Source organism: Halovenus halobia (genome assembly GCF_051414135.1).
GTDB lineage: Archaea > Halobacteriota > Halobacteria > Halobacteriales > Haloarculaceae > Halovenus > Halovenus halobia.
This window is the reverse complement of the sequence record NZ_JBLKOA010000003.1, coordinates 189,856-212,966: the sequence shown is the minus strand read 5'-3', so window position 1 is coordinate 212,966 and position 23,111 is coordinate 189,856. Positions and strand designations below refer to the sequence as shown.

Here is a 23,111-nt window from a genome sequence, read left to right as displayed (position 1 = left end):
CCGTGTCTACTCTCTGCCTGAGCTACGAGGACGGCACGATTCGTGTCGATGGACTCTCCGACCCACCCACAGAAGCGCCCGCTGTGCTCAGCTACGACTCCCGGTCGAAAACGCATCGCCTCCCTGCCGGGCAGTATGCCGACCTTCGTGATGCACTCGACCAGACCGACCACACCGTCGAAGACGATGTCTTCGATCTTCCGACGCTGTCGGTCGCCTCGTCGTACAAACTCCGAGCATACCAGTCTGAGGCACTGGACGCGTGGGAGACGGCCGGCCGTCGTGGTGTGCTCGAACTCCCAACCGGCAGCGGCAAAACCGTCATCGGTATTGCTGCAATCGAGGCACTCGACACGCCGACACTGGTTGTCGTCCCAACGGTTGACCTGCTCGACCAGTGGGTCGATGAACTCGAGTGTGAGTTCGACTGCCCGATTGGCCGCCTCGGCGGCGGCAGCCAGCGCCTGGAATCAATTACCGTCTCGACGTACGATTCGGCGTATCTCCGCGCCGAGGAACTGGGCGACCAGTTCGGACTGGTCATCTTCGACGAGGTGCATCACCTCGGCGGCGAGGGCTACCGCGACATCGCTCGGCTGCTCGCCGCGCCGGCTCGCCTCGGATTGACCGCTACCTTCGAGCGCCCCGACGGCGCACACGAACAGGTTGCCGAGCTCGTCGGTGACGTTGTCTTCCAGCTCGACCCCGAGGAACTGGCCGGCGAGTATCTCTCGGCGTACGACATCAAACAGATCGATATCTCGCTGACAGCCGACGAACGAGACCAGTACGACCGCAACCAGAAAATCTTCACCGACTACCTCGCTGAGTCGAACATCCAGCTCACGAGCGGCAGCGACTACCAGCAACTGGTCAAACGCTCCGGCACCGACCCGAAGGCTCGGGACGCACTGCTCGCCAAACAGCGTGCTCGTGAGGTGATGATGAACGCCGATGGGAAAGTCGACCGTCTCGCAGACATTCTCGACCGCCACCGCGAGGACCGAGTTATCGTCTTTACCGCACACACCGACCTCGTTTACCGCCTCTCAGAGCGGTTTCTCCTGCCCGCAATCACGCACGAAACCGGTGCAAGCGAGCGTCGGGACATTCTCGAAAAGTTCCGTGCCGGCGAGTACACCCGAGTTGTCACCGCAAACGTTCTCGACGAGGGGGTCGATGTTCCTGCCGCCAACGTTGCTGTTGTGCTCTCGGGGTCGGGCAGCGAGCGCGAGTTTACACAGCGTCTTGGTCGGATCCTCCGACCGACCGATGACGCCCGCCCTGCGACGCTGTACGAACTCGTCACCGAGGAGACCGCAGAGGAACGAGTTGCGAGCAGACGACGCTGACGGCCACTGACCCGGTGTCGGAATTAAAATCACACGAAGGAATTATTTTTGCTCCAGTCCGGAAGCAATTTACTTATCCACTACAAGCGACAGATATGCAGCATCGTCCCCAGTCGGATCTCACCGAATCAGAGGCTGCCCAGCGGGTCGAGACCGCCCTTGCCAACAACGACCTCGTTCTGTTTATGAAGGGTGACAGGGAGATGCCCCAGTGTGCCTACTCTCGGGAGGCGCTGCAGGTACTGACACAGTACCGCGACGACATCGCCACTGTCAACGTCCTCGACGCCCTCGAAGCGTACCGCGACGCCCTCGCCGAAAAGAGCGGGTGGGAGACGATTCCACAGGCGTACCTCGAGGGCGAATTTATCGGCGGCAGCGATGTTCTTCAGACACTCGACGAACGTGGTGTCCTCGCGTCCCGTCTGGAGTAGTTCGTTGCTATCGCAGTCACGACAGTCTGTTCAGCTGTTGGTGTTCTCCTCTTTTCGCGTGAGCACCTCGATGTCGTAGCCCGCCTCGGCAAGCCCGTGGAGTAGTTCGTCGATGTGCTCGTGGCCTCGTGTCTCCAGGTCGATATCAATCTCGGCGTCGTCCATCGACACGTCACGGGATGTCCGGTCGTGTTGCATCGCGTAAATGTTTGCCTCGTGCTCCGAGAGCACCCGAACCAGCGAATCGAGCGCGCCGGGCCGGTCCGGAAGCACAGTTCGAATCCGCACGTACCGGCCCGTCTCGATCAATCCTCGCATGATGACTGTGGTCAGTGTGTTCATATCGACGTTGCCCCCACAGAGCACAGGCACGATTGTCTCGTCGTCTTCGTACTCGAACTCTCCGGCGAGCAACGCCGCCAGCGGCACCGCACCCGCGCCCTCGACGAGTGTCTTCGACCGCTCCAGCAGCGTTGTCATGGCGACCGCGATGTCTGCGTCCGAGACGGTCACTACCTCGTCAACGCGCTCTTTGATCACCTCGAACGTCTTTTCGCCGACGGTCCGTGTTGCGATTCCGTCGGCAATTGTATCGACACTATCTCTGACGATTCGTTCACCTTTCTCGAGTGATGGAGCAACGCTTGAGGCACCCTCCGCCTGTACACCAATCACTCGCACGCTCGGCTTTTTGCCTTTGAGGGCTGTCGCAACTCCCGAGATGAGGCCGCCGCCGCCGATGGGAACGACAACGGTTTCGACGCTTGGCAGATTTTCGAGAATCTCGATACCGAGTGTCCCCTGTCCTGCCATTACCTCCCAGTCGTCGAACGCCGGCAGGTAGTACATGTCCTGTTCACGCTCGATTTCGCGGGCGTATTCGGCGGCGGCGTCGTAGTCGATGCCATGTAACACCACCTCGGCCCCGTAACTTCGGGTCGCTTTAATTTTCGAGATAGGGGCGTCCTCGGGCATTACGACAATCGAATCAACACCCATCCGTGTCGCTGCGAGCGCGACACCCTGGGCGTGGTTGCCCGCGCTCGCGGTGACCACTCCCTTCTCACGTTGTTCGTCGGTGAGCGTGGCGATTCGGTTGGTGGCTCCCCTGATTTTGAACGCGCCGGTTCGCTGGAGCATCTCCTGTTTGACGTGCACGTCAGCACCTGTCATCGCAGAAAAGGTGTGTGAGTACACCAGCGGCGTGTGCCGCGATGTTTCTGCAACGCGGTCGCGAGCCGCCAGTACGTCGTCCAACTCGAGCATACGACACCTCTTCACTCCCGTCGGTGAAATACTGTGTGACCCACGGGGGGATAGCGTGTGACTGTGCAGTCGCGACTGCATTCCGGAGGTACCGTCAGGGATACTTAAAACTGCGTGTGACAACGCACAGTTGAGAACCGGAAGACGTCGGTGGCATATGCCGCCTGTCTGACGTGGGTCGAACAGCTGTCATCACTTATAAATAGAGCAGTCGAATGGCTGTCAATATCTCTCCACTGCTGGCCGCTTAGAGATTGTCCACGCGGTACCGGACGGTCGGTTCACCCTCGAAGCGCGGGCCGGGACCAGTCTGCTCGAATCCCATTTCGCTGGCGACTGTCTGAATTTCTGATTCCGTCTCCAGGACGAGCAGTTCGACGGCCATCCCTTCGGTCCGGGCAAACCGTAGCGGTTCTTCGAGCAACTGTTCGTAAATTGATTCTTTGCCCTCGAGCTGGGTGACGTGGATGGTCTGGTCGCGAGCGTCGTAGCTCACGAAGCCGACGATATCCTCATCTCGCTCGGCGATTCGGACCGTGCGGTCGTGGACGAGATTACGCATCACATCACGGGGTGTATCCGTCAACGAGGCGAGTCTGCTGGCGTCCGCTTCGAGAGCGTCCCGCAGTTCCATACGTGTCACGTTAGCACCCTACCCAATTAAACCATACGTCGATTGTCTTATGAGCCAGCGGTGATCAGCTGTCCGAGCCATTCTATGGAACTACCATAGACTTCGGTGAACTCAGAAATAGCGACGGACCAGGATGGAATTGTCCTCTCACGGCCCCCGGCGTAGCAAGAACGCTTTTCAATTTGTATGTTCAATGTATGTACAATCAGTTCCTATGGGTACCACGAGGGTCAACTTTCGACTTCCCGAAGCCCTAATCGAGAAGGCAGACGTGGCGGCGGAAGTCACACACAAAAACCGGACCGAAATCATCGTCGAAGCACTCCAGAGTTATCTGGACGACATCGAAGATGACGAGAAGTTCCGGGAAGCAGTCGTCGAACTCTACCTCGACGACCAGATCGGTTTCGACGTGCTCTCGGAGTTCGTCGGCAGACAGGACGCTGAATCAGTCCGCGCCTCGAAAAGAATTCTGGACCAAGGCGAGGACCTTGCCGACGACATGGCAGACCTGTAACGCATGATCATCGCAGACACGAGTGCTCTCGTCTCTCTCGCCTCGGTTGACCTGCTCGGCACGTTCTTCACGGAGTTTCGCGTACACACCACCGAAACCGTCGTTGACGAACTGGAAGCCACCGGAGCGTACGACGACCGTCACGGAATCGCCGCCAATAGCGTACTCGACCGCCGGGACCGGCTAGCAGTCCATCAGGTCGAGGAAGCGTTCACTTCCTCTCGCGTCGATGAGGGAGAGGGGAGCTGTGCAGCGCTTACCAAGGACCTTGACGTAGCATTCCTGATCACTGATGACCTCCGCGCACTACCCGAACTCCAGGCGGTCGCAGACGTGCAGGTCGCAATCTCACCAATCGTTCTGAAGGCACTCGTTGAGCGAGATGTACTCGAACGGAACGAAGCGCTGGCAAAACTCGACGAACTGGCGGAGCAACGGGACTGGCTTGGCGCACCGATCTATCGGCGTGCGAAACCGCTCTTCGAGTGAGTACTATTTTTCCTCGATAGCGAGAGATTCGTGCAGCATTTCCCGGTTTCGTCTGCGATTCTACGGCAACCACAGTGAATTACGAAACGAACTCACAATATCATCGATTTTTCTACACTTCTAGCGATGAACACAGTTATCCACCCCGACGACAAAGGGGCGGGAAATGAGTCAGCGATACACACAGGTGGTTGTATGCGGATAGTCGCGAAGTTTGGTGGAACAAGCGTCGCCAACGGTGACCGCATCAACAGAGCAGCAGACTCCATCGCCGCGGCAGTCGAGGCCGGCCACGAGGTGGCGGTCGTCGTCAGCGCAATGGGTGGCACAACTGACGTTTTGCTCGAAGAGATGAAATTCGACGCCACCGAGGCTGACCGCGCCGAAATCGTCAGCATGGGCGAACGGACCTCTGTTCGGATGCTGAAAGGCGCACTCGAATCCCGCGGCATCGACGCCGAGTTTCTCGAACCCGGCCGACCGAACTGGCCAATCATCACCGACGAGTACGGCGAAGTCGATGTCGACGTGACCAAAAGCCGAGCGATGGACTGTGCGAAAGCGATGAGCGAGGGCGTCGTCCCCGTCATCACTGGCTTCCTTGCAGAGGACCACAACGGTACGATTACGACACTGGGCCGCGGTGGCAGCGACACCACGGCGGTCATGCTCGGCAACTACATGGAAGCCGACGAGGTTGTCATCGTCACCGACGTTGAAGGTGTCATGACTGGCGACCCCAACGTCGTCGAGGGCGCGCGTAACGTCGGCGAGATTACCGTCGACGAACTCCGAAATCTCTCTTTCCGCGGTGCCGAAGTGGTTGCACCGTCAGCCCTCACCTACAAAACGGACGACATGGAGGTTCGGGTTGTCCACCACCAACACGGCGACCTCCTTTCGGGCGGGACCGACATCGAAGGTGAGTTCGAGAACCTTATCGACCTGCAGGAGCGGCAACTGGCCTGTCTCACCATCGCCGGCCGGTCGATTCGCAACCAGCCAGGCGTGCTCGCCCGACTCTCCAACGCCCTCTCGGACGCTGGCGTCAACGTCGAGACGAACTCTAGCGGGCTTGACTCCGTGACTTTCTACGTCGACGGTGAAGACGCCGAGGAAGCCGAAGCAGTGCTGCACGACCAGGTCGTCGAAGACGAGATTCTCTCCAGTGTGACTATCGAGAACAACATCGCGGTTATCAGAATCGCCGGCGGCGAACTCGAAGGCCAGAGCGGTGCTGTCAACCGCGTGTTGACGCCGCTTGCCGAACACAACATCTACCTGCACGATGTCGTCACCAGCGCCACCTCCGTCTCCGTCTTCGTCGACTGGGAGGACCGCGAGCAAGCACTCGACCTGCTTCGAGACGTGTTCTAACTCGCGGTCTGCGCTCGGTTCACCGACCTTTATCGAGACGGTCAGCAATCTGGCCCGGGAGTCCTGCGTCCCGGACAGCCTCCTGCACGCGTTCGATGTCGTACTCGACGCGGTGCTCGGTAACCGCCATCTCCTCAAGGTCTACGACTGCATACGCCGCTCGCGGGTCGCCGTCGCGTGGCTGACCGACACTGCCGGGATTCATCACGATACCCTCGTCGTAAACCTCGTGTGCCTGCACGTGGGTGTGACCCATTACCAGTACGTCTTCCTCGCCGAGCAGTTCCGGGCCGAACTGGGCGGGGTAGGTGTAGCGGTCGGGGTCGTTCGGGTGGCCGTGGACGAGACGGACTCGCCCCTCACACTCGCGGCGAGAGTCGAGCAACGCCTTCAGAAAGGCGAGTTGGTCATCGGAGAGTTGTTTGCGGGCGTATTCGACGCCGGCACCGGCCATACTGTTGAAGCCAGCACCGCCGCCGGCCGCTGTGACTCGGTCGTGATTGCCCCGGACTGTCGGCACCGAGCGCTCTCGAATCCACTCGACACAGGCCGCCGGCCACGGGTTGTAGCCGACGATGTCGCCTGCACACAGCAGTCGCTCAACTGGCGGCATATCTGCCAGCACGGCATCCAGTGCGACCTTGTTGCCGTGAATATCCGAGAGCACGCCAACCTTCATACGCGATGTATCGGCTGGTGGCGGCTAATGGCTGTCGCCTCCTCGCTAGATTTTTCTCCCCCGCACCGAATTGGTCAGGTGATGGAACTGACGACGATTCCCGGTGTCGGCGAGAAAACCGCAGAGTCGTTGCGCGCGCTCGAAGACCCAGAGCACGCGCTTCGCGAGGGTGATATCACGACACTCGCCCGCGCACCGGGAATCAGCGAGGGCCGGGCCGCCCGTATCGCTCGTGGTGCGATTCGTGACCGCCACGACGACCCCGGCGGCTTCGCCGCGACACCGCGAGCCCGCGAACTCCACCGTGACGCGCTGAACCTGCTGCAGGACCGCACTGTCACCGAATACGCCGCGAAGCGACTGGAGACGCTGTACCCGAGCGGTGTCGACTCCCGTATCGAAGAGGTTCGCGACCTCGCGCGAGCGGCGATGGCTCGAGACCCAACCGAGGAAGTCTTGGCTGCACTGGAGGGGGTCGAACCGCTGGATTCGCCCGGGGACGTGCGAGTCCGAGACCGCTGTCTCGCGACACAGGACGCCGAGACGTATTCCGCGGCCCGAGACGCCGTCCCGGAGATGAGCGTCGAACTCGTCGAGGATACCCGCCAACTCTCGGAACTCGCTCGGGGTTACTCGACGGTGATTGCGCTGGACGAAGCCTTCGCTGGCACTGACCTGGAGGGAGATGTCCGTGTCGAACCTGACGCGCTTTCGGATCCGGAGTCGGTCGTCCCCGAGCGAACGCTCTCCTTTTTTGCGCACAATCGAGCGCCGCTGCGGGCCGCCACAGAGGTTCACCGGGAGGCCGACCTCGACGCACCCTGTGACCTCGATACGCTCGACACGGCGCTGGCCCGCCTCGACGAGGGTGGGGCTGTCCAGGGCGACGAGAATCTCGACAGACTCAACGCCGCACTCGACAGCCTCGATAGCGCAGTCGAGGAGGCCGAGCGGCTGGCAAACGACCGCCTCCGGGAGGCTATCGAGGAACGCGACGTGACTATCGAGGGTGGTGACCTGCTCTCGCTGGTCGAGCGCGGTGCCGGCGTCGACTCGCTGCTACAGCGCGAACTCGCAGACGAGTACGCCGACGCGATTAGACAGGCCCGCGAGCAGTTCGTCGATGGTCTCGACCTGACTGATACGGTGAGCCTCGCCAACCGCGTCTTCGAGGAGGAACCGACCTTCCCGGTCGAACACGACGAGCAGGCACTCTCGCGACTTCGTGAGGAACTCACGGCAATGCGTGACCGGCGAGCGAGTCGCCAGAAATGCGAGGTTGCCGACGAACTCGCCGGCCTGCAGGCGGCCTGCCGAGAACTCGTCGACCGAGCGCTCGAACTCGACCTCGAACTCGCGATTGCTCGCTTTGCCGAAGACTTCGAGTGCACGATGCCCGAGTTCGGCGGCGATGGCTTCGGTATCGAAGGTGGTCGCTCGCCGCTGCTCGATGTGCCTTTCGAGGCGGTCGAACCGATTGACTACCGCGTCTCCGGCGTGGCGCTGCTCTCGGGAGTCAACAGCGGTGGCAAAACCTCGACGCTGGATCTCGTGGGGCTGGTCGTCACGCTCGCACACATGGGCCTGCCAGTCCCGGCCGCGTACGCTCGCGTCGAACGAATCGATGAACTTCACTACCACGCCAAAACACAGGGAACGCTCGACGCCGGCGCGTTCGAGTCCACGCTGCGAGAGTTCGGTGACCTCGTGACGAGCGTCAGCGAACAGCGCTCGGTGCTGGTGCTGGTCGACGAACTCGAAAGCATCACCGAACCCGGCGCGAGCGCGAACATCATGGCCGGCATTCTCGAAGCGCTGGACGCACGCGGGGCGACGGCGGTGTTCGTCTCTCATCTTGCGCGTGAAATCATCGACGCTGCCGACACCGAACTGACCGTCGACGGGATTCAGGCCGACGGTATCGAGGACGGCGAGTTGCAGGTCGACCGCACCCCCGTGAAGGGCCAACTCGCCCGGTCGACGCCGGAACTCATCGTCGAGAAACTCGCCGGCGAGGCCGAGGAAGGCTTCTACGACGGCCTGTTGCGGAAGTTCTGAGTCCTGGTCTCACAGCGGTAACAGCGCGGAAGCCCACGAGTTTACTCGTAGGTAGCTGACTCGGCCTCGATACTAATCGTCGTCTCACCGACTGCGGTGACTCGCCCGTCGACCGAGGCGTGCTGTGGAATACTCACGCCAGTCCCAGTCGGCTCGGCGATTCGGTCACCGGTTTCGACAGTCTCGCCGACGGTGACTGTCGGCTCGCTCGGCGTGACTACGCCAATCTCCGGGTTCGTGACTAGCGGGACGTGTACAGTTTCCGGCTCGATTCGCTCGCTCGGCTCTGTCTCGAACGCCCGCTCCGTCCAGTCAGCCGTCTCCAACACGTCGATGCGGTCGCTCCCGAGAGTATGCCGGTCGGCGGTCGCACTGTCGAGAACCATCAGACAGTTCGTGTGTTTGCGAACTCCGACGGTATCGGGGGCACCGTCGACCGGGAAACACCAGCCCGGGCCGCCGCTGACGAGGAGGGTATCGGAGTCCAACTCGCCCTCGGAGAACCCTGCCGCGTCGAGTACAGTCTGTGCTGGTGTGCCGACTGGCACGTCGAGAAACCGGTGCCGTGGGACGTTCCCGCCGACGTGGACGTACGTCCGTGTCACCGGTGCCCGCTCCGTCCAGGCCCGGAAGACGTTGTACAGCGTTTCGGTGTTCTGGACGAGCCAGCCGTGGTCCATCGGGAGTCCGTCGCCGATGACAGTGTCGGCGACGACGTTCAGGAGCACGCTCTCCATGCCGTACTGGTAGGTGTCATCAGTGTAGGCGAAGACGACGCCCGACTCTGTTGTCTGGTCCACCGGCAGTTGTCCGGGTGTGTAGACGGTCCCGCCGGTCAGACGCTCCAGCGCTCGCAGGTGGTCTCTGTCTTTGTCCTTGGCGCTGACGACGACGACATCGAGTAACTCCTTGAGCAGGAACTCGAACAGCGAGGCGAAGGCTGTCGCGTGCTCTCGGCCGAGCCACTTGTCGATGAAGTAGTTTGGTTCGCTCTCCTGGTGGTTCACTAACAGCGCGTCCACCTCGTCGATTCGGTCCCACTTCGAGTAGGTCGGAAAGCCGGCACCACCTGCGCCGGCCACGCCGGCGTCACGGATTGTGGCGACGAGACCGGTTTCTGTTGGCCGTTTCTCTCGAACGAGTGATTCGGTCATGACACGGCCAACTACCGTCCGGACAGACCTCGGGGTTCCTCCGCAAGGGTGAGGTGGGTTTATATCGCCGGCAAGAGAACCGGGAGCCAGCGTGCGGTATCTCGAACTCAGTATCGACCGGCCGGCCGAGGACCGCCATCCGATGCACCAGTTCGTCGTCGACCACGACGAGTACACCGTTGCCAGACAGCTCTATCACCACCAGTACGCGCCGAGGGACCACGCGTTGCTCTTTCACGTCGACGGGCCAGTCGGTCCCTACAGAGAGACGATACAGGCGGTGCCGTCGGTCATCGACTTCGAGATTGCTCCCTGTCCCGACGACTCGTTTTACATCTACGTCCGCGACGAGGTGACCGAATCCGGGCGGGGACTCATCGACGCGTTCTCTCGACCGGGATTGTTGCGTGCCCGCCCGCTGGAATACCGCACAGACGGGACAGTTTGGGTGGCGGTTATCGGCCCGGCCGAGGCTATACAGTCGGCGGCCGACGCGGTTGGGGAGACGACCCAGACCGAGGTCCGCACGGTCGGCGAGTTCCCGTCGAGTAGCATCGATAGCCGCGTCGGGCTCACCGAACGCCAGCTTGAAGCCGTCACTGCCGCCGTCGACTGTGGCTACTACGAGGTGCCACGGGCGGCCGGACTCGACGCGGTGGCCGACAGACTCGAGTGTTCGACCGGAACCGTGGGCGAGTTACTCCGCCGGGCCGAGCAGACGGTCATGGCAGACCTCGTCACGGGTGGCCCGTTCTGAACGGACGAGGAGCGTTCGTTGCTGGCGGTGCCGTCTGTGGAGACAGTCGACGCCGAACTGAGTCGGACCCTCGGTACTGTTAAGTGCCGTCGCAAGCTCGGTGAAAGTATAATGACGGACGATTCCGACGAGGAGATGTTGTCCTGGGACGAGTCCGTCTTTCGCAACGAACACGTCTTCGAGATTGATTACGTCCCCGAGAGTTTCCTCCACCGGGAGAGCCAGATGGAGAGTCTGAAATACGCACTCAAACCTGCCGTGCGCGGCTCTCGGCCGCTGAACGTGATGGCACAGGGGCCGCCCGGCACCGGCAAGACAACCTCCGTCCAGATCATCTTCGACGAACTGCGTGCCCAGACTGACGTGAAGGCAATCCAGGTCAACTGTCAGGTCAACTCGACGCGATACGCCGTCTTCTCACAACTCTTCGAGGGTGTCTTCGAGTACGAACCGCCGTCGTCGGGCATCTCGTTCAAGAAGCTGTTCTCGCAGGTGACGGACAAACTCGTCGAGGACGACGAGGTGCTGGTCGTCGCGCTGGATGACGTGAACTACCTCTTCTACGAGTCCGAAGCCTCGGACACGCTGTACTCGATGCTGCGTGCTCACGAAGAACAGGGCGGCGCGAAAATCGGCGTCATTCTCGTCTCCTCGGACCTCGACCTGGACATTCTCGAAGAACTCGACGGCCGCGTCCAGAGCGTCTTCCGCCCGGAAGACGTCTACTTCCCGAACTACGGCGAGAGCGAAATAGCCGAAATTCTCGGCGAGCGAGCGAATCGCGGCTTCCACGACGACGTGATCACTACGTCGGTGCTCGACCGTATCGCCGAACTGACTGCCGAACAGGGTGGTGACCTCCGGGTGGGCATCGACTTGCTTCGACGCGCTGGCCTCAAAGCCGAGATGCGCGCCAGCCGTCACGTCGAACTCCAAGACGTCGAGGAGGCCTACGAAACCTCGAAGTACGTCCACCTCTCGCGGCGACTGCAGGAACTCTCCGACTCAGAGACCGCACTCGTCCGGGTGATTGCCAACCACGCCGGCAAACAGGCTGGCGAGATTTACGATATCTTCAACGACGAGACTGATCTGGGCTACACTCGCTACTCGGAGATCATCAACAAACTCGACCAGCTTGGGATTATCGACGCGAGCTACACCGACGTCGATGGCCGGGGCCGTTCCCGAGAACTGAATCTCAACTACGACGCCGAGGCTGTCACCGACCGTCTCTAACCCTCCAGCGGGCCGCCGAACAGCTGTATCGACACTTCCTCTCCGAATAGCTCCTCTGTCTCTCTGTCCTGGACGCTGTACCCACGGGCCTCGTAGAAGCGACTCCCAACGTCGTTGTCGGCGAGCACCGCAATCTGGATATCAGTACAGCCCTGCTCGCGTGCCCAGCGCTCGAATCGCTCGAGCAGCGCCGTCCCGAACCCCGCGCCCCAACGGTCAGGCACGACGTAGAGTGCACCGAGTACCGCGGTTGACCCATCAGTGCTCCCGGAGCAGTAGCCGACGACTGACTCGTTCACCTCGGCAACAAAATAGCCAACCGTGTCGTTCTCGATTTGCCCTCGAAGACCGGTCTCCTCGTACCACTCTGCCAGTGCGTTTTCGATGGTCTCCTCGGCAAGAATCTCGTCGTACGTTTCCCGCCAGCCAGCGGTTGCAACTGACTGAATCTCGGCCACGTCTGTGGTCTCGGCCTCGCGGATCTGCCCGCTGCTCATAGCTGCTGCATCAGGCGCGAATCGTATGTACGCTCTGGTGAGTATACACAAAAATACACTGTATACACGGCTGTCGAACTACCGAACTCAGATTCGCTCGGGAACTTTCTCAACTGTCACGTATTCGGTGTCGCCATCGCGGCTTTCGAGTTCGACCTCGCCGCCTTCACGGAATTCGTTGCCGACGATAATTTTGTACGGAATGCCCAGCAGGTCGCTCTCGGCGAAGCGCTCACCAATGGACTGGTCGGGGTCGTCGAACAACAGCGTCTGGTCGGGCCCACAGTCTTCGTAGAGATAGTCAGCCACCGCTGCAAGTTCGTCGTCGTACTGCAGTGGAATGATGGCAGCAGCGTACGGTGCGACGATTCCAGAGCCATCGGCCGACCAGCGACAGCCATCGTCGTCGGCGTGCTGTTCGAGGAGTGAGTACAGCAACCGGTCGACCCCGACGCCGTAACTCGCCATCAACACGTCCTGTCGACTCCCGTCTGCCAGGTCGACGGTCAGCCCCATCGACTCGGAGTAGCGTGTCCCGAGTTTGAAGATGTGACCGATTTCGACACCCTCGGTCGCGACGAGATTCCCACCACACTCGGGGCACTCCGCGCCAGCCTCCAGGCCTGACTGTGGTGATTCGTCGGTTACGCCAAACCGACAGTCGTCGGCCGAACAGCGCCGCAGGTCCGCGCTGCCGGTCTCGGCGACAGCCAGAAATTCCTCGGAAGCGGACCCGCCCATCAGGTTGTTCTCGGCGTCGGCGATGACAAATTCGATATCCAGATCCTCGAAAATCCGGATGTACGCCTCGCGAACTCGCTCGTACTGCTCATCGAGCGATTCCACCGTTGCGTGGACGCTGTAGGCGTCCTTCATCGTAAATTCCTTCGTGCGCAAGAGTCCGCTCCGTGCGTGGTCGTCGCGGTGCTTGCGGCTAATCTGGTAGTAGAGGCCGGGCAGGTCCTCGTACGAGCGGATGGTTCCCGTCAGCAGGCGCACGATACCCTCCTCGTGAGAGGGCGCGAGACACATGCGCTTGCCGTCGCGGTTCTCGAAGGTGAACATCTCGCCGCCGAACTCGCCCCAGCGACCGCTCTCCTCCCACATTCCGCTGTAGTTGAGCTGTGGCAGTGAGATTTCACGGGCACCGATGGCACGCATCTCTCTGTCGACATGGTCGATAATTCGGCCACGGATACGCTGGCCGGTCGGTGCGAAGCCGTACAGGCCGCTCCCGAACTGTCGAATTAGCCCCGCCCGCTGGGCGAGTCTGACCGTCTCGTTGTCCTGGCTTCCCGGCTCTCTGCTCGTAAATAGTGTTAGCTCACTTCGGCGCATGGTGGTCTCGTTGTCGTGGGTTTTGCCGCACTGGTCGTACTTCGAAGCTGTCTACCGCCGAATAAATATCCGCGGTCTCGGCTCTGTTCAGATGGTCTCGGCGACACGCTCGACCCACTCGACGGCGTAGGCCGGACCGTGGTCAACGTAGACCTCGGCGTCAAGTGCGTCGAACGGGGCGGGAATCTCCCCAGCGTGTTTGATACCGTTACAGGCTAACTCGGCCGCTTCCGGGACGGACAGTTCGCCGCTCGCTATGGCGGCCGGCAGTTCTTCGAGTCGACCAGAGAGGCGGTCACCCGCGTCGACCCACGCCTCGAACAGCGGCCCGTCCCACTCGGCGAAGACTGCTCGCGTCTGGAGACCGAGGTAGGCGTCGTAGCAGGCCACCGCCAACTGGTAGCTGCCGACAGGCCCGAGCTTGTCATCCAGCGCCGCCGCGAACTCGACATAGTCCTCGCCAAAGAAGCCGAGCATCTGTTCTGGCACGTCCAATCCAACCTCGACGAGTGCTTCGGCGAGCAGAAAGTCGACGAAAGAGTCCGGCGAACCGTCGAGCCGTGGCTTGTAGAACACGACCGGTGGCTCTGTCTGTCGCGTCCACGCGACGCCGCCGTCACCAGCCATTCCGATGGTCAGCTCGGAACTCGCGTACGTCTGGAGTATCTCCGGTGCGTCTGCTGGCAGCCACTCCGCGGGATATGTCACCGGGCTGAGGCTGTCGACAACCAGCCCGAGTTCTTCGGCCTGTTCGGGCGGGATGGTTTTGAAATCGTTCGCACAGTCGAGAACGAGCGCGTCGGGGGCGTGTCTCTCACGAACTGTTTCGACCGCGTCGCTTACCGTCCGACTGGTGAACATCAGAGTCCGACGATGATGGTAGCGACAATTGCCACACCAATCACCAGCGAGGCAGCGACCGTTCCGAGGACAATTTTCGTTGCATTGCTCATACGTCTCGATTTCTGGAGCATGGATAAAAAGGCACAGATTTCCCGCCGAGACCGGGCCATTCAAACGACTCCCGGCCGAACCGACCGGATATGCCAGATTTGGAACTCGCCGCGGCAGTCCGGGAGGCCCTCGCTGTCGACGACGATGAGTTTCGCTCGCAGGCGAGAGCAGAAGCCGACCAGCTCAAATCGGAGGTCAAGGAAGGAACCTTCGACAACACGCAGGCGCTGGTTGGGCTGGAACTCGAACTGTACGCCGTCGACGCCCGTACCGATGCGCTCCGACGGATGCCCCGCGGGTTGCTCGGTCTCATCGGCTTCGAGAAGGAACTTGGACTGCACAACGCCGAGATGCAGACGACGCCGCTGCCGCTGACGACCTACGGACTGGACGCTCAGGAGAAGGAAATTCAGGCCCACATTGCGCCCGCAATCGAGAAGACTGCCGCAGAGGACATTCAACTCGTTTCTGACGGGATGTGGACGGTCCCGCCGACCGGTGAGACAGCGACAGAGTATCTCACCGACGCTATCGAACAGGACGGCGTGCGGATTGCGACGAACATGAGCGACGCGGTCCGATACCACGCGATGGCGAACTCGGAGTATCCCGCGGGCTGTCGCCTTGACGCCCCTCACGTGACGCTCGATACCGAGACGGTGATGCCAGAGAGCCTCATCACCTCGATTCAGCCACACTACCAGGTGCCACACGCGCCGGATCTCGCGGAGTACTTCAACTACGCGTTACGGGTCGCCGCCCCGTTGCTGGCTGTTGGGGTCAACTCGCCGTTTTTCCCGCCGGACCTCTACGACGACGCCCCTGACGCCGAGATTGTCTCCGACGCTCACATGGAAAACCGGATCCACGTCTTCGAGTCTGTGCTCAACCCCCCCAGCGAAGCCGAGGAGAACCCGAAGGTCTGCTTCCCGCCGGAGTTCGAGACCGTCGATGAGGCCATCGACGACATCGTCGAGGACACCTGTATCGTCCCGGTGAACGTGCCGGAGCTGGACCGCTTCGACGACAGCTTCCGGCATTTCCGGCACAAACACGGCAGCTACTGGCGGTGGGTCCGGCCCGTTTTCGACGGCAGTTCCCGCTCGTCCGCGAACGCTCGCATCGAGTTCCGTCCGCTTCCAGCACAACCAACCGTCCGGGACTGTATCGCCTTCGAGGCCGTCTTTGCCGGCCTGATGGAGAGTCTCCCACGCCGCGAGCACCCCATCGCACAGCTCTCGTGGGCAGACGCCAAGCAAAACTTCTACGCGGCTGTCGAGGACGGACTGCAGGCTGACCTCAGCTGGATCACCGCCGACGGCGAGGAGACGACTGCAATCGACGAAATCTGTGGCGAGTGTTTCGAGTTTGCACGCGACGGCCTCGAACTCCGGGGGCTGTCGACCGACGAAGCACGTCGGTACATCCGCCCACTCCGGGAGCGGCTGGACCGCCGGACGACGCCTGCTCGCTGGAAACATGAACACGTCCGCGCGAGCGTCGAGGGCGGCGTCCCCCTCCCCGAAGCCATCTGGGGGATGCAGGCCGAATACATCGACAGACAGGCCGATACACTGGTTGAGGGCTGCTTCACCGATTGGCTGTAGCCCACCACCTTTTTTCCGTTCGGGTGCGCGGAGCGCACCACTCACGGCAAAAACGTGGGCGAAAAAGGTCCGGACGCGCCGCTGGCGCGTCCGGTGTCCTCAGGAGTGAGCACCGCGAACGACTGAGGGCTCGGAAGACGCCGCGCGTCTTCCGGTGAACCGCGCCTTCGGCGCGGACTCGTGACGACGACAGCAGCCCGCGTTCTCGATTCGTCCGGGCCTGGTAACCCCTGATAGACCAGTGCGCTCTCAACTTAGCCGCGCCAGCACGAGACAGCACGCCAGCGCCGTGTTTCACAGACTGAAATTCTGCCGGCGTTTCTATTCGTCTCCCGACCGTTCTCCGACGTATGCAGTCACTCGAGCGTCCGAATCCGGTGCCCTCGAAGGCTTCGACAGCCACGCCGTCGTCCGGCCGCGACGCTGGCCGCACTCACCTCACTGTGCGAACGCTTCCCGTGAATCTGCGGTCACAGAACCATTACCACGCTCCGACCGCATCACTCGACAATGACTGACGACGTGACCACACAGCGCACCCGTAGACGGACGCTCCAGACCCTCGGAACGGGTGCGGTGCTCGCGCTGGCTGGCTGTCTCGACAGCGAGGACACCGACGACCCCGGCGAAAACGAGACTAACGCCAACAAGACACAGCAACCGGACTCCACCGACCAGCCAGACGACGGGGCCGACGAGACGGACACACTCGGGCCTGCAGACCTCGAATCCCGCGCCAGAGAGTTCGTCGAACTGCTCGACGCCGGCGAGTACGAGACGGCCTACGACCTCGTCGCCGAGCGCTTCGCCGAACAGATTCCACCCGCTCAGATGGAGCAAGTCTGGAGCCGCCAGATTGGGATTTACGGCGACCTCGAAACAGTTCGCTCCGCCGAGTACCGCGGCGAGCGCGACGACGGCTTGGCGACGGTGCTCATCCGAGCGGAGTTGACCGACCGCGCCGTCACCTTCGAGTACGCCTTCAGCGAGGGCGAGATTGCGGAGTTTCTCGCGACTCCCGCTTCGGAGTGGACCCGACCTCACTACGTCGACCCCGCTGCCTTCTCCGAGCGCGAACTCACCCTCGACGCGCCGGGTGACTGCGAACTCGGCGCGACGCTATCGGTGCCGAACTCGAGCGAAAACCGTTCCGGCGTCGTACTGGTCCACGGCAGCGGCGACCAGGACCGCGACGAGACTGCCGGCCCGAACAAGACGTTTCGCGAACTCGCACAAGGGCTGGCCTCCCGCGGCGTGGCGGTGCTCCGGTACGACCAGCGGCCGCTCGCCTGCGATGTCGACCGAACCGAGGCGACGCTCGACGCCCTCGTGACGGACGACGCCGTGACGGCCGTCGAACGACTCCGCGCAGTTGACCGCGTCGGTGAGGTCGTCGTCGCCGGTCACAGCCTCGGCGGTCGCGTCGCGCCCCGAATAGCCCAGCGGGCCGACGCCGCGGGGATGGTGATGCTCGCACCGCTGGCGGAGCCAATCCACGAGGCCATCGTCAGACAGACACGCCACGTCCTGACACTCGACGGAGAGCTGAGCGCTACCGACGAGCAGGCGCTCGCCGAAACCGAGGCGCTGGCAGAACAGCTCCGGACGCTCGATATTGGTGAGGACGAGACGCTCAACCTCGGCGGCGGCGCTCGCGGTCGACCGTTCTGGCGCACGCTTCAGGAATACGACCACACCGCGACGGCAGCCAGCCTCGACGTTCCAACGCTTCTGGTGCAGGGCGGCCGAGATTATCTGGTCACGACCGAGGACGACCTGCCGCTGTGGCGCGAAGCCATCGGTGGCGATCCGCAGACAGAGATTGTCGTTTTCGAGGACCTGAACCACCGCTTCCAGCCCGGTTCGGGACCGTCTCGGCCACGGGAGTGGACGACTCCCGAAAATCCAGTTGCCAAGCGAGTGGTCGACCAAATCGCGGCGTTTCTGTCGAACGAACTCTGACCGTCGCTACACGCCCAGCCAGTCGTTGTTGCTGACCTCGTACCCTTCTGCCCGACAGACTTTCGCGGCCTTGCGGCGAACACCACGCGACCCGGGGAGGTCCTCTTTCGTCTCGATTTGTTCGAGCACCCAGTCGGTCATCACTGTTACCAGTTCGTCGTCGTCGTCGCCGTCGATGGCGACGAGTGCTCGGAACGTCTTCTGGTAGGCGTCCCACTGCGACCGGCCGAATTCGATTGTCGAGGCGGCGTCACTCGCTTCGGTCACCGCTTTCATTGCGCCAGCGACGGTCGGCCGCTGGACCTGTGCTGTCACCGCGCCTGGCGTCTCGTACCGGTCGTTGTCAGTCTCCGGGAGCAGGTCGGCCGCGACGTACTCCTCGTACACCGGCACCTCGCCGATTTCGGCGACAAGTTCGGCACCTGTCGCCGGAAACGACACCTCGGCGAGTTCGTCTTTGAGCTCGTGGAGGTCCCGCTCCGGAATTGGCGGTTCGGTCTCGTCCATCCGCTCGAGTTCCGCTATCATCTCGCGTTTCTGCTGGCGCCGTACTTCGTCGTGAGCTTGCTTGTCCCGTCCGCTTCTGTTATCTCCCATTCCCTTTCTTACCCGGTCTGGCCGGATAACGTTATCCCTGATTTACAAGTTTCCACCTTTTTCCCGCTCGGGTGCGCTTCGCGCACCGCTCGCGGCAAAAACGTGGGCGAAAAAGTCCGGACGCGCCAGCGGCGCGTCCGGTGTCCTCGGGAGTGAGCACCGCGAACGACTGAGGGCTCGGAAGACGCCACGCGTCTTCCGGCGAACCGCGCCTCCGGCGCGGACGCTTGCACTACTCCGCTAACCACGCCAACAGTCCTTTCTGAGCGTGGAGGCGGTTCTCCGCCTGGTCCCAGACGACTGCGTTGTCGCTTTCGAGCACCTCGTCGGTAATCTCCTCGCCACGGTGAGCGGGCAGACAGTGCATCACCGGCCGGTCGCCGACGCGGTCGGCAGTCAACTGAAAGCCCTCGAAGTCGGCCAGTTTCTGCTCGCGCTTGTCCTCCTGGCCCATACTGACCCACACGTCGGTGTAGACGATATCGGCCTCAGCAATGGCTGCGTCGGGGTCCGTGGTTTCCGCTGGCGCGTTCCCAAGGTCAGCAGCGCGCTCATGAACGTGGTCGTCGATACCGTAGCCGTCTGGTGTAGCGACAGTCAGGTCGATATCTGTCATTGCCGACCCGACGACGAACGACTGACAGACGTTGTTGCCGTCGCCAACCCACGCGACATCGACATCGAAGCCGTCGAAGCGCTCGCGAATCGTCAACAGGTCAGCCAGCGTCTGGCACGGATGGGCGTCGTCGGTTAGCCCGTTGATGACCGGCACGGTGGCGTACTCGGCGAGTTCGACCACGTCGCTGTGGTCGAACACCCGCGCCATGATGAAATCGGCATAGCGAGCGACCGCTCTCGCCGTGTCTTTGATTGGCTCGCCGTGACCCAGATGAATGTCGTCAGGGCCGAGGAAAATGGCGTGGCCGCCGAGTTGTGTCATTCCCGTCTCGAAGGAGACCCGCGTTCGGGTCGAGGGTTTCTCGAAAATCATCGCCAGCGTCTGGTCTGCAAGCGGCCTCCGGCCGTTGCCCGCTTGCTGTGCCGACTTGAGGTCGGCTGCCAGGTCAAGTACGTCCGCTACTTCTGGGGCGGTCAGGTCGTCAACGTCGACGATATCGGTTGTCATGAGTCTTGGAGACGTTCGGTGACTGTTTCGAGTACAGACACTGCTTTGTCGTACTCGGCCATCGAGAGATGTTCGTTCGGCGAGTGGTCAAGGTCTGAATTGCCCGGGCCGTAGGAGACGGTCTCGACATCCCACGCGTGAGCGAAGACGTTCTGGTCGCTGGTGCCGGTTTTGCGCAGCATTCGCGGGTCGCCATCTTCCTGACGAATCGCTGCCCGGAACGCCCGCGCAATGGGCGTCCGTGGACTCGCCATCACCGGTTCAACCTTGTCGTGCCAGTTGACCGTCCCGCCGTCGAGATGGCCGTCAGCAATCTCTCGAACCTCGTCGACAGCGTAGGACGGGGGAATCCGCAACTGCACGTTCATCGTCGCCTCGACAGAGAGCCCGTCGTCGGAGACGCCACCCTGGAATTCGATTGGTTTGCAGGTCACGCGCTCGAATACCTGCACCCACTCGTCGTGCTCGAACTCCTCGTCGACGCGGTTCCACCACTCCATTGCGTCCTGAATCGCGTTGTTCTCTGGCCGCGAGGAGTGGCCCGATTCGGAAGTGCCCACGTAGGTACCACCGAGCAGCCCCCGGTAGCCAAGGGTGATGCCGTCCCAGCCAGAGGGCTCGCCGTTGATCACGTAGTCCGGCACGGACTCGCGGTCTTCGACGACGTATCGACTGCCCCGTGAGTCGACTTCCTCGCCGACGACGCCGATGAAACTTGCGCCGGTTCGCACAGCGGCGACGGCCATCGAGGCCAGCGGTCCTTTCGCGTCGACACTCCCGCGACCCCAGAGAATCTCGTCGCCAGCTTCCTCCTCGATGCGAACTGGAATGTCGCCCGGCACTGTGTCGATGTGTGAGGTTAACAGCGCAGTATCGTCGGCCGGCGCGCGGACGTTTCCGACATCGTCGATCCAGACCTCTCGGTCGTGGCGCTCGAAAAACCGGGCGAGTTGCTGGGCACAGGGGCGTTCGTTGCCCGTTACCGAGGGAATCCGAACGAGCTTTGTCAACAGTTCACGCGCTTCGTTTTGCTGGATGACGCTCATCCTGGCACCTCCGAGTGCATCAGCCAATCACCTCGCTCAGTGCGTCGACTGCCTCGTCAGCCTCGTCCTCACTCAACGTCAGCGGCGGGAGCAGTCGCACCACAGTCCGGCCGGCCGGCAGTGCGAGCAACTGCTGGTCGATTGCGAGGTCGCGCAGGATGCGGTTTGCACCGCGTTTGACCTCGATACCGATCATCAGCCCCTCGCCGCGGACATCGCGTACGTCGTCGCCGAGTTCGGCCTCGAGTTCGGCGCGCATGTACTCGCCAATCTCGTCGGCGTGGGCGGGAATCTCCTCGTCGACGATGGTCGAGACGGTGGCGTGAGCGGCCGCCGAGATGACGGGGCCACCGCTGAACGTCGAGGCGTGTGAGCCGTAGTTGTCGGCAATCCAGTCCCGGCACAGCGTTGCCCCGACGGGCAGGCCGTTGCCGAGTCCTTTGGCGCTCGTGATCATATCCGGCACCACGTCGGCCCATTCCGAGGCCCATAGTGTGCCTGTTCGGCCCATGCCAGTCTGGACTTCATCGAAGATGAGCGCCGCGCCACTCGTCGCGGTTTCGACCCGCGTCCGCTGGAGGAACTCCTTCCGAGCAGGGTTGATGCCACCCTCGCCCTGGACGGGTTCGACGATGACTGCGGCGGTGTCGTCGTCGATGGCGTCGGCCATTGCCTCGGCGTCGTCGTAGGGGACAAAGTCCACGTCGCCGACCAGTGGCTCGTACGGTTTCTTGTACTTATCTTTCCACGTCGTCGCGAGCGCACCCATCGTCCGGCCGTGGAAGCCACGCTTCGTCGAGACGATTTTCGAGTTGCCCGTCGCCGAGCGGGCGAACTTCAGTGCTGCCTCGTTGGCTTCCGTTCCGGAGTTGCAGAGCCAGACCTTGTCGACAGTCTTCGGGGCCGTCTCGGCGAGCAGTTCGTACAGCTTCGTCCGGATTTCGACCGGGTAGGAGGCCTGGACGTAGGTGAGTCGGTCGAGCTGGTCTCGGACTGCTTCATCAACTGCCTCGTGGCCGTGGCCAAGTGGGACACAGGCGTAACTTGCGCCCATGTCCAGATACTCGGTGCCGTTGCTGTCGGTGACGTACGAGCCGTCACCTTCGACGAGTTCGATCGGTTTCTCCGAAAAGATGAATCCACTCATGTTACTCCTCCGTTAGTGCGTCCGCGGTTACGTGTGTTCCGGCTCCGTTGAGCGCGCTCGTAATCGGCTGGTCGGCATTCGCGTCGGCAACAATTGCTGTGCTCGCACCGCCGGCCAGCGCTTCCTCGATTGCCATCACTTTCCGACCCATGAAGCCCTCGGCGGCGGCTTCTAGTTGCTCGAATTCCGTCGGCGTCTCGACGGCCTCGATCAACGTCGACTCGTCGTCTGGGTCTTCGAGGATGCCCGGCACGTCCGTTAGCAGGACGAGTCGTGCACCCAGCGCACCAGCCAGCGTCGCGGCGGTTCGGTCGGCATCAGTGTTCACTGCCGTGATGACCGAGTTTCCGTCGTCGTCTTCGTCACTCCCGGCCATCGGCGGACTCACAACTGGTGTATGTCCAGCGTCGAGCAACGTCTCCAGTAGGTCTGTGTTCACTTCTTTGATGCTTCCAGAGTGGTCGCCGCGACGAATCTTTCGCTTGCCGTCCTCGACGACCCGGACTGCTGACTTGCGTGGCCCGTGCAACAGTTTCCCATCGACACCTGAGAGGCCAACAGCGTCCACGCCCTCGCTCTGGAGCGAGGCGACCATCTCGGTGTTCAACAGTCCCGGAAGAACCATCTCGAAGACCTCCATCGTCTCCTCGTCGGTGAACCGACCAACGACGCCCGATGGCGTCTCGACGTACTCCGGTTCGACGCCAAGTCGTTCCAGCGTGTCGTCGACGGCCGTCGACCCGCCGTGGGTGACGACCACGTCTTCGTCTTCGGCGATGGTTGCGATATCTGCGAGCGCGCCGGCAGGGTCGACTGCGCGAGCGCCGCCAATCTTGACGACTACCGTCACACGAACCACCTCGTATGGTGAGCGTGCCCTC

General features: G+C 62.1%; 22 protein-coding genes. 10 read left to right on the top strand and 12 right to left on the bottom strand.

The genetic code is table 11. From position 1 onward, the window contains the following. Positions 1–2: 2 nt before the first annotated feature. Positions 3–1,352, top strand: a complete 1,350-nt coding sequence (locus ACMGFM_RS10225) for a DEAD/DEAH box helicase (RefSeq protein ID WP_436902486.1) — start codon at positions 3–5, stop codon at positions 1,350–1,352. Positions 1,353–1,447: 95 nt separating this feature from the next. Beyond that, a complete protein-coding gene (locus ACMGFM_RS10220) occupies positions 1,448–1,786 on the top strand; it encodes a glutaredoxin family protein (protein WP_436902484.1) in 339 nt (112 codons plus the stop codon). Between the two features lie 30 nt (positions 1,787–1,816). Here the strand turns inward: ACMGFM_RS10220 and ilvA are convergent, their stop codons facing one another. Both ilvA and ACMGFM_RS10210 read right to left on the bottom strand, forming a co-directional pair. Continuing rightward, on the bottom strand, positions 1,817–3,052 hold the full coding sequence (gene ilvA / locus ACMGFM_RS10215) for a threonine ammonia-lyase (RefSeq protein WP_436902482.1): 1,236 nt from the start codon (positions 3,050–3,052) through the stop codon (positions 1,817–1,819). Positions 3,053–3,299: 247 nt separating this feature from the next. Next, complete coding sequence (locus ACMGFM_RS10210; protein ID WP_436902480.1) at positions 3,300–3,686, bottom strand: hypothetical protein; 387 nt, start codon at positions 3,684–3,686, stop codon at positions 3,300–3,302. Positions 3,687–3,900: 214 nt separating this feature from the next. On the opposite strand from ACMGFM_RS10210, the gene ACMGFM_RS10205 reads away from it, so the two are divergent. The 3 genes from ACMGFM_RS10205 (at position 3,901) to ACMGFM_RS10195 (ending at position 6,069) form a co-directional block, all read left to right on the top strand. Further along, positions 3,901–4,203, top strand: a complete 303-nt coding sequence (locus ACMGFM_RS10205) for a ribbon-helix-helix protein, CopG family (protein WP_436902479.1) — start codon at positions 3,901–3,903, stop codon at positions 4,201–4,203. A gap of 3 nt (positions 4,204–4,206) precedes the next feature. Beyond that, complete coding sequence (locus ACMGFM_RS10200; protein ID WP_436902477.1) at positions 4,207–4,692, top strand: PIN domain-containing protein; 486 nt, start codon at positions 4,207–4,209, stop codon at positions 4,690–4,692. Positions 4,693–4,887: 195 nt separating this feature from the next. Beyond that, on the top strand, positions 4,888–6,069 hold the full coding sequence (locus ACMGFM_RS10195) for an aspartate kinase (protein ID WP_436902475.1): 1,182 nt from the start codon (positions 4,888–4,890) through the stop codon (positions 6,067–6,069). Between the two features lie 19 nt (positions 6,070–6,088). Here the strand turns inward: ACMGFM_RS10195 and ACMGFM_RS10190 are convergent, their stop codons facing one another. Continuing rightward, entirely contained in the window at positions 6,089–6,748 is a 660-nt protein-coding gene (locus ACMGFM_RS10190; RefSeq protein ID WP_436902473.1) for a metallophosphoesterase family protein, read from the bottom strand. Positions 6,749–6,829: 81 nt separating this feature from the next. Here ACMGFM_RS10190 and ACMGFM_RS10185 point away from each other — a divergent pair, with 81 nt between their 5' ends. After that, positions 6,830–8,806: a helix-hairpin-helix domain-containing protein gene (locus ACMGFM_RS10185; protein WP_436902471.1), complete on the top strand. Its 1,977-nt coding sequence runs from the start codon at positions 6,830–6,832 to the stop codon at positions 8,804–8,806. 41 nt (positions 8,807–8,847) lie between these two features. Here the strand turns inward: ACMGFM_RS10185 and ACMGFM_RS10180 are convergent, their stop codons facing one another. Beyond that, the gene (locus ACMGFM_RS10180; RefSeq protein WP_436902469.1) at positions 8,848–9,960 is read right to left on the bottom strand and encodes an NADH dehydrogenase subunit; all 1,113 of its coding nucleotides are present in this window, start codon (positions 9,958–9,960) and stop codon (positions 8,848–8,850) included. 91 nt (positions 9,961–10,051) lie between these two features. Here ACMGFM_RS10180 and ACMGFM_RS10175 point away from each other — a divergent pair, with 91 nt between their 5' ends. Together ACMGFM_RS10175 and ACMGFM_RS10170 are read left to right on the top strand one after the other, a co-directional pair. Next, complete coding sequence (locus ACMGFM_RS10175; protein ID WP_436902467.1) at positions 10,052–10,717, top strand: helix-turn-helix domain-containing protein; 666 nt, start codon at positions 10,052–10,054, stop codon at positions 10,715–10,717. A gap of 111 nt (positions 10,718–10,828) precedes the next feature. Then, the gene (locus tag ACMGFM_RS10170; RefSeq protein ID WP_436902466.1) at positions 10,829–11,956 is read left to right on the top strand and encodes an ORC1-type DNA replication protein; all 1,128 of its coding nucleotides are present in this window, start codon (positions 10,829–10,831) and stop codon (positions 11,954–11,956) included. On the opposite strand, the gene ACMGFM_RS10165 is transcribed toward ACMGFM_RS10170, so the two are convergent. The 3 genes from ACMGFM_RS10165 to ACMGFM_RS10155 all read right to left on the bottom strand — a co-directional run bounded on the left by ACMGFM_RS10165 (position 11,953) and on the right by ACMGFM_RS10155 (position 14,652). Then, positions 11,953–12,453: a GNAT family N-acetyltransferase gene (locus ACMGFM_RS10165; protein ID WP_436902464.1), complete on the bottom strand. Its 501-nt coding sequence runs from the start codon at positions 12,451–12,453 to the stop codon at positions 11,953–11,955. The two genes, ACMGFM_RS10170 and ACMGFM_RS10165, sit on opposite strands and share 4 nt — an antisense overlap. Before the next feature lie 87 nt (positions 12,454–12,540). After that, the gene (locus ACMGFM_RS10160) at positions 12,541–13,791 is read right to left on the bottom strand and encodes an aminoacyl--tRNA ligase-related protein (protein WP_436902462.1); all 1,251 of its coding nucleotides are present in this window, start codon (positions 13,789–13,791) and stop codon (positions 12,541–12,543) included. 87 nt (positions 13,792–13,878) lie between these two features. Beyond that, the gene (locus ACMGFM_RS10155; protein WP_436902460.1) at positions 13,879–14,652 is read right to left on the bottom strand and encodes a DUF7089 family protein; all 774 of its coding nucleotides are present in this window, start codon (positions 14,650–14,652) and stop codon (positions 13,879–13,881) included. A 182-nt stretch (positions 14,653–14,834) separates the two neighbouring features. Between ACMGFM_RS10155 and ACMGFM_RS10150 the strand changes: the two genes are divergently transcribed. Both ACMGFM_RS10150 and ACMGFM_RS10145 read left to right on the top strand, forming a co-directional pair. After that, positions 14,835–16,352 (top strand): glutamate-cysteine ligase family protein, encoded by a 1,518-nt coding sequence (locus tag ACMGFM_RS10150; protein WP_436902459.1) that lies wholly within the window; start codon positions 14,835–14,837, stop codon positions 16,350–16,352. Between the two features lie 510 nt (positions 16,353–16,862). Further along, positions 16,863–18,314 carry an alpha/beta hydrolase gene (locus tag ACMGFM_RS10145; RefSeq protein ID WP_436902457.1) on the top strand — a complete coding sequence of 484 codons (1,452 nt, stop codon included), beginning with the start codon at positions 16,863–16,865 and terminating at the stop codon, positions 18,312–18,314. Between the two features lie 6 nt (positions 18,315–18,320). Here ACMGFM_RS10145 and ACMGFM_RS10140 read toward each other — a convergent pair whose 3' ends face one another. From ACMGFM_RS10140 to ACMGFM_RS10120, 5 genes are all read right to left on the bottom strand, one after another. Then, positions 18,321–18,911: a hypothetical protein gene (locus tag ACMGFM_RS10140; RefSeq protein ID WP_436902455.1), complete on the bottom strand. Its 591-nt coding sequence runs from the start codon at positions 18,909–18,911 to the stop codon at positions 18,321–18,323. Between the two features lie 232 nt (positions 18,912–19,143). Then, entirely contained in the window at positions 19,144–20,037 is an 894-nt protein-coding gene (argF, locus tag ACMGFM_RS10135; RefSeq protein WP_436902453.1) for an ornithine carbamoyltransferase, read from the bottom strand. Continuing rightward, positions 20,034–21,083 (bottom strand): [LysW]-lysine hydrolase, encoded by a 1,050-nt coding sequence (locus ACMGFM_RS10130; protein ID WP_436902452.1) that lies wholly within the window; start codon positions 21,081–21,083, stop codon positions 20,034–20,036. Before ACMGFM_RS10130 ends, argF begins: the two co-directional genes overlap by 4 nt. A gap of 19 nt (positions 21,084–21,102) precedes the next feature. Continuing rightward, positions 21,103–22,230 (bottom strand): aspartate aminotransferase family protein, encoded by a 1,128-nt coding sequence (locus ACMGFM_RS10125; protein ID WP_436902449.1) that lies wholly within the window; start codon positions 22,228–22,230, stop codon positions 21,103–21,105. 1 nt (position 22,231) lies between these two features. Beyond that, entirely contained in the window at positions 22,232–23,080 is an 849-nt protein-coding gene (locus ACMGFM_RS10120; RefSeq protein WP_436902447.1) for an acetylglutamate/acetylaminoadipate kinase, read from the bottom strand. Between the last annotated feature and the right edge of the window lie 31 nt (positions 23,081–23,111).

Excerpts from the sequence above, each read along its gene's own strand:
- ACMGFM_RS10220 (WP_436902484.1), top strand. The coding sequence starts at position 1,448 with ATGCAGCATCGTCCCCAGTCGGATCTCACCGAATCAGAGGCTGCCCAG.
- ilvA (WP_436902482.1), bottom strand. The coding sequence starts at position 3,052 with ATGCTCGAGTTGGACGACGTACTGGCGGCTCGCGACCGCGTTGCAGAA.
- ACMGFM_RS10210 (WP_436902480.1), bottom strand. The coding sequence starts at position 3,686 with ATGGAACTGCGGGACGCTCTCGAAGCGGACGCCAGCAGACTCGCCTCG.
- ACMGFM_RS10205 (WP_436902479.1), top strand. The coding sequence starts at position 3,901 with ATGGGTACCACGAGGGTCAACTTTCGACTTCCCGAAGCCCTAATCGAG.
- ACMGFM_RS10200 (WP_436902477.1), top strand. The coding sequence starts at position 4,207 with ATGATCATCGCAGACACGAGTGCTCTCGTCTCTCTCGCCTCGGTTGAC.
- ACMGFM_RS10195 (WP_436902475.1), top strand. The coding sequence starts at position 4,888 with ATGCGGATAGTCGCGAAGTTTGGTGGAACAAGCGTCGCCAACGGTGAC.
- ACMGFM_RS10190 (WP_436902473.1), bottom strand. The coding sequence starts at position 6,748 with ATGAAGGTTGGCGTGCTCTCGGATATTCACGGCAACAAGGTCGCACTG.
- ACMGFM_RS10185 (WP_436902471.1), top strand. The coding sequence starts at position 6,830 with ATGGAACTGACGACGATTCCCGGTGTCGGCGAGAAAACCGCAGAGTCG.
- ACMGFM_RS10180 (WP_436902469.1), bottom strand. The coding sequence starts at position 9,960 with ATGACCGAATCACTCGTTCGAGAGAAACGGCCAACAGAAACCGGTCTC.
- ACMGFM_RS10170 (WP_436902466.1), top strand. The coding sequence starts at position 10,829 with ATGACGGACGATTCCGACGAGGAGATGTTGTCCTGGGACGAGTCCGTC.
- ACMGFM_RS10165 (WP_436902464.1), bottom strand. The coding sequence starts at position 12,453 with ATGAGCAGCGGGCAGATCCGCGAGGCCGAGACCACAGACGTGGCCGAG.
- ACMGFM_RS10160 (WP_436902462.1), bottom strand. The coding sequence starts at position 13,791 with ATGCGCCGAAGTGAGCTAACACTATTTACGAGCAGAGAGCCGGGAAGC.
- ACMGFM_RS10155 (WP_436902460.1), bottom strand. The coding sequence starts at position 14,652 with ATGTTCACCAGTCGGACGGTAAGCGACGCGGTCGAAACAGTTCGTGAG.
- ACMGFM_RS10150 (WP_436902459.1), top strand. The coding sequence starts at position 14,835 with ATGCCAGATTTGGAACTCGCCGCGGCAGTCCGGGAGGCCCTCGCTGTC.
- ACMGFM_RS10145 (WP_436902457.1), top strand. The coding sequence starts at position 16,863 with ATGACTGACGACGTGACCACACAGCGCACCCGTAGACGGACGCTCCAG.
- ACMGFM_RS10140 (WP_436902455.1), bottom strand. The coding sequence starts at position 18,911 with ATGGGAGATAACAGAAGCGGACGGGACAAGCAAGCTCACGACGAAGTA.
- argF (WP_436902453.1), bottom strand. The coding sequence starts at position 20,037 with ATGACAACCGATATCGTCGACGTTGACGACCTGACCGCCCCAGAAGTA.
- ACMGFM_RS10130 (WP_436902452.1), bottom strand. The coding sequence starts at position 21,083 with ATGAGCGTCATCCAGCAAAACGAAGCGCGTGAACTGTTGACAAAGCTC.
- ACMGFM_RS10125 (WP_436902449.1), bottom strand. The coding sequence starts at position 22,230 with ATGAGTGGATTCATCTTTTCGGAGAAACCGATCGAACTCGTCGAAGGT.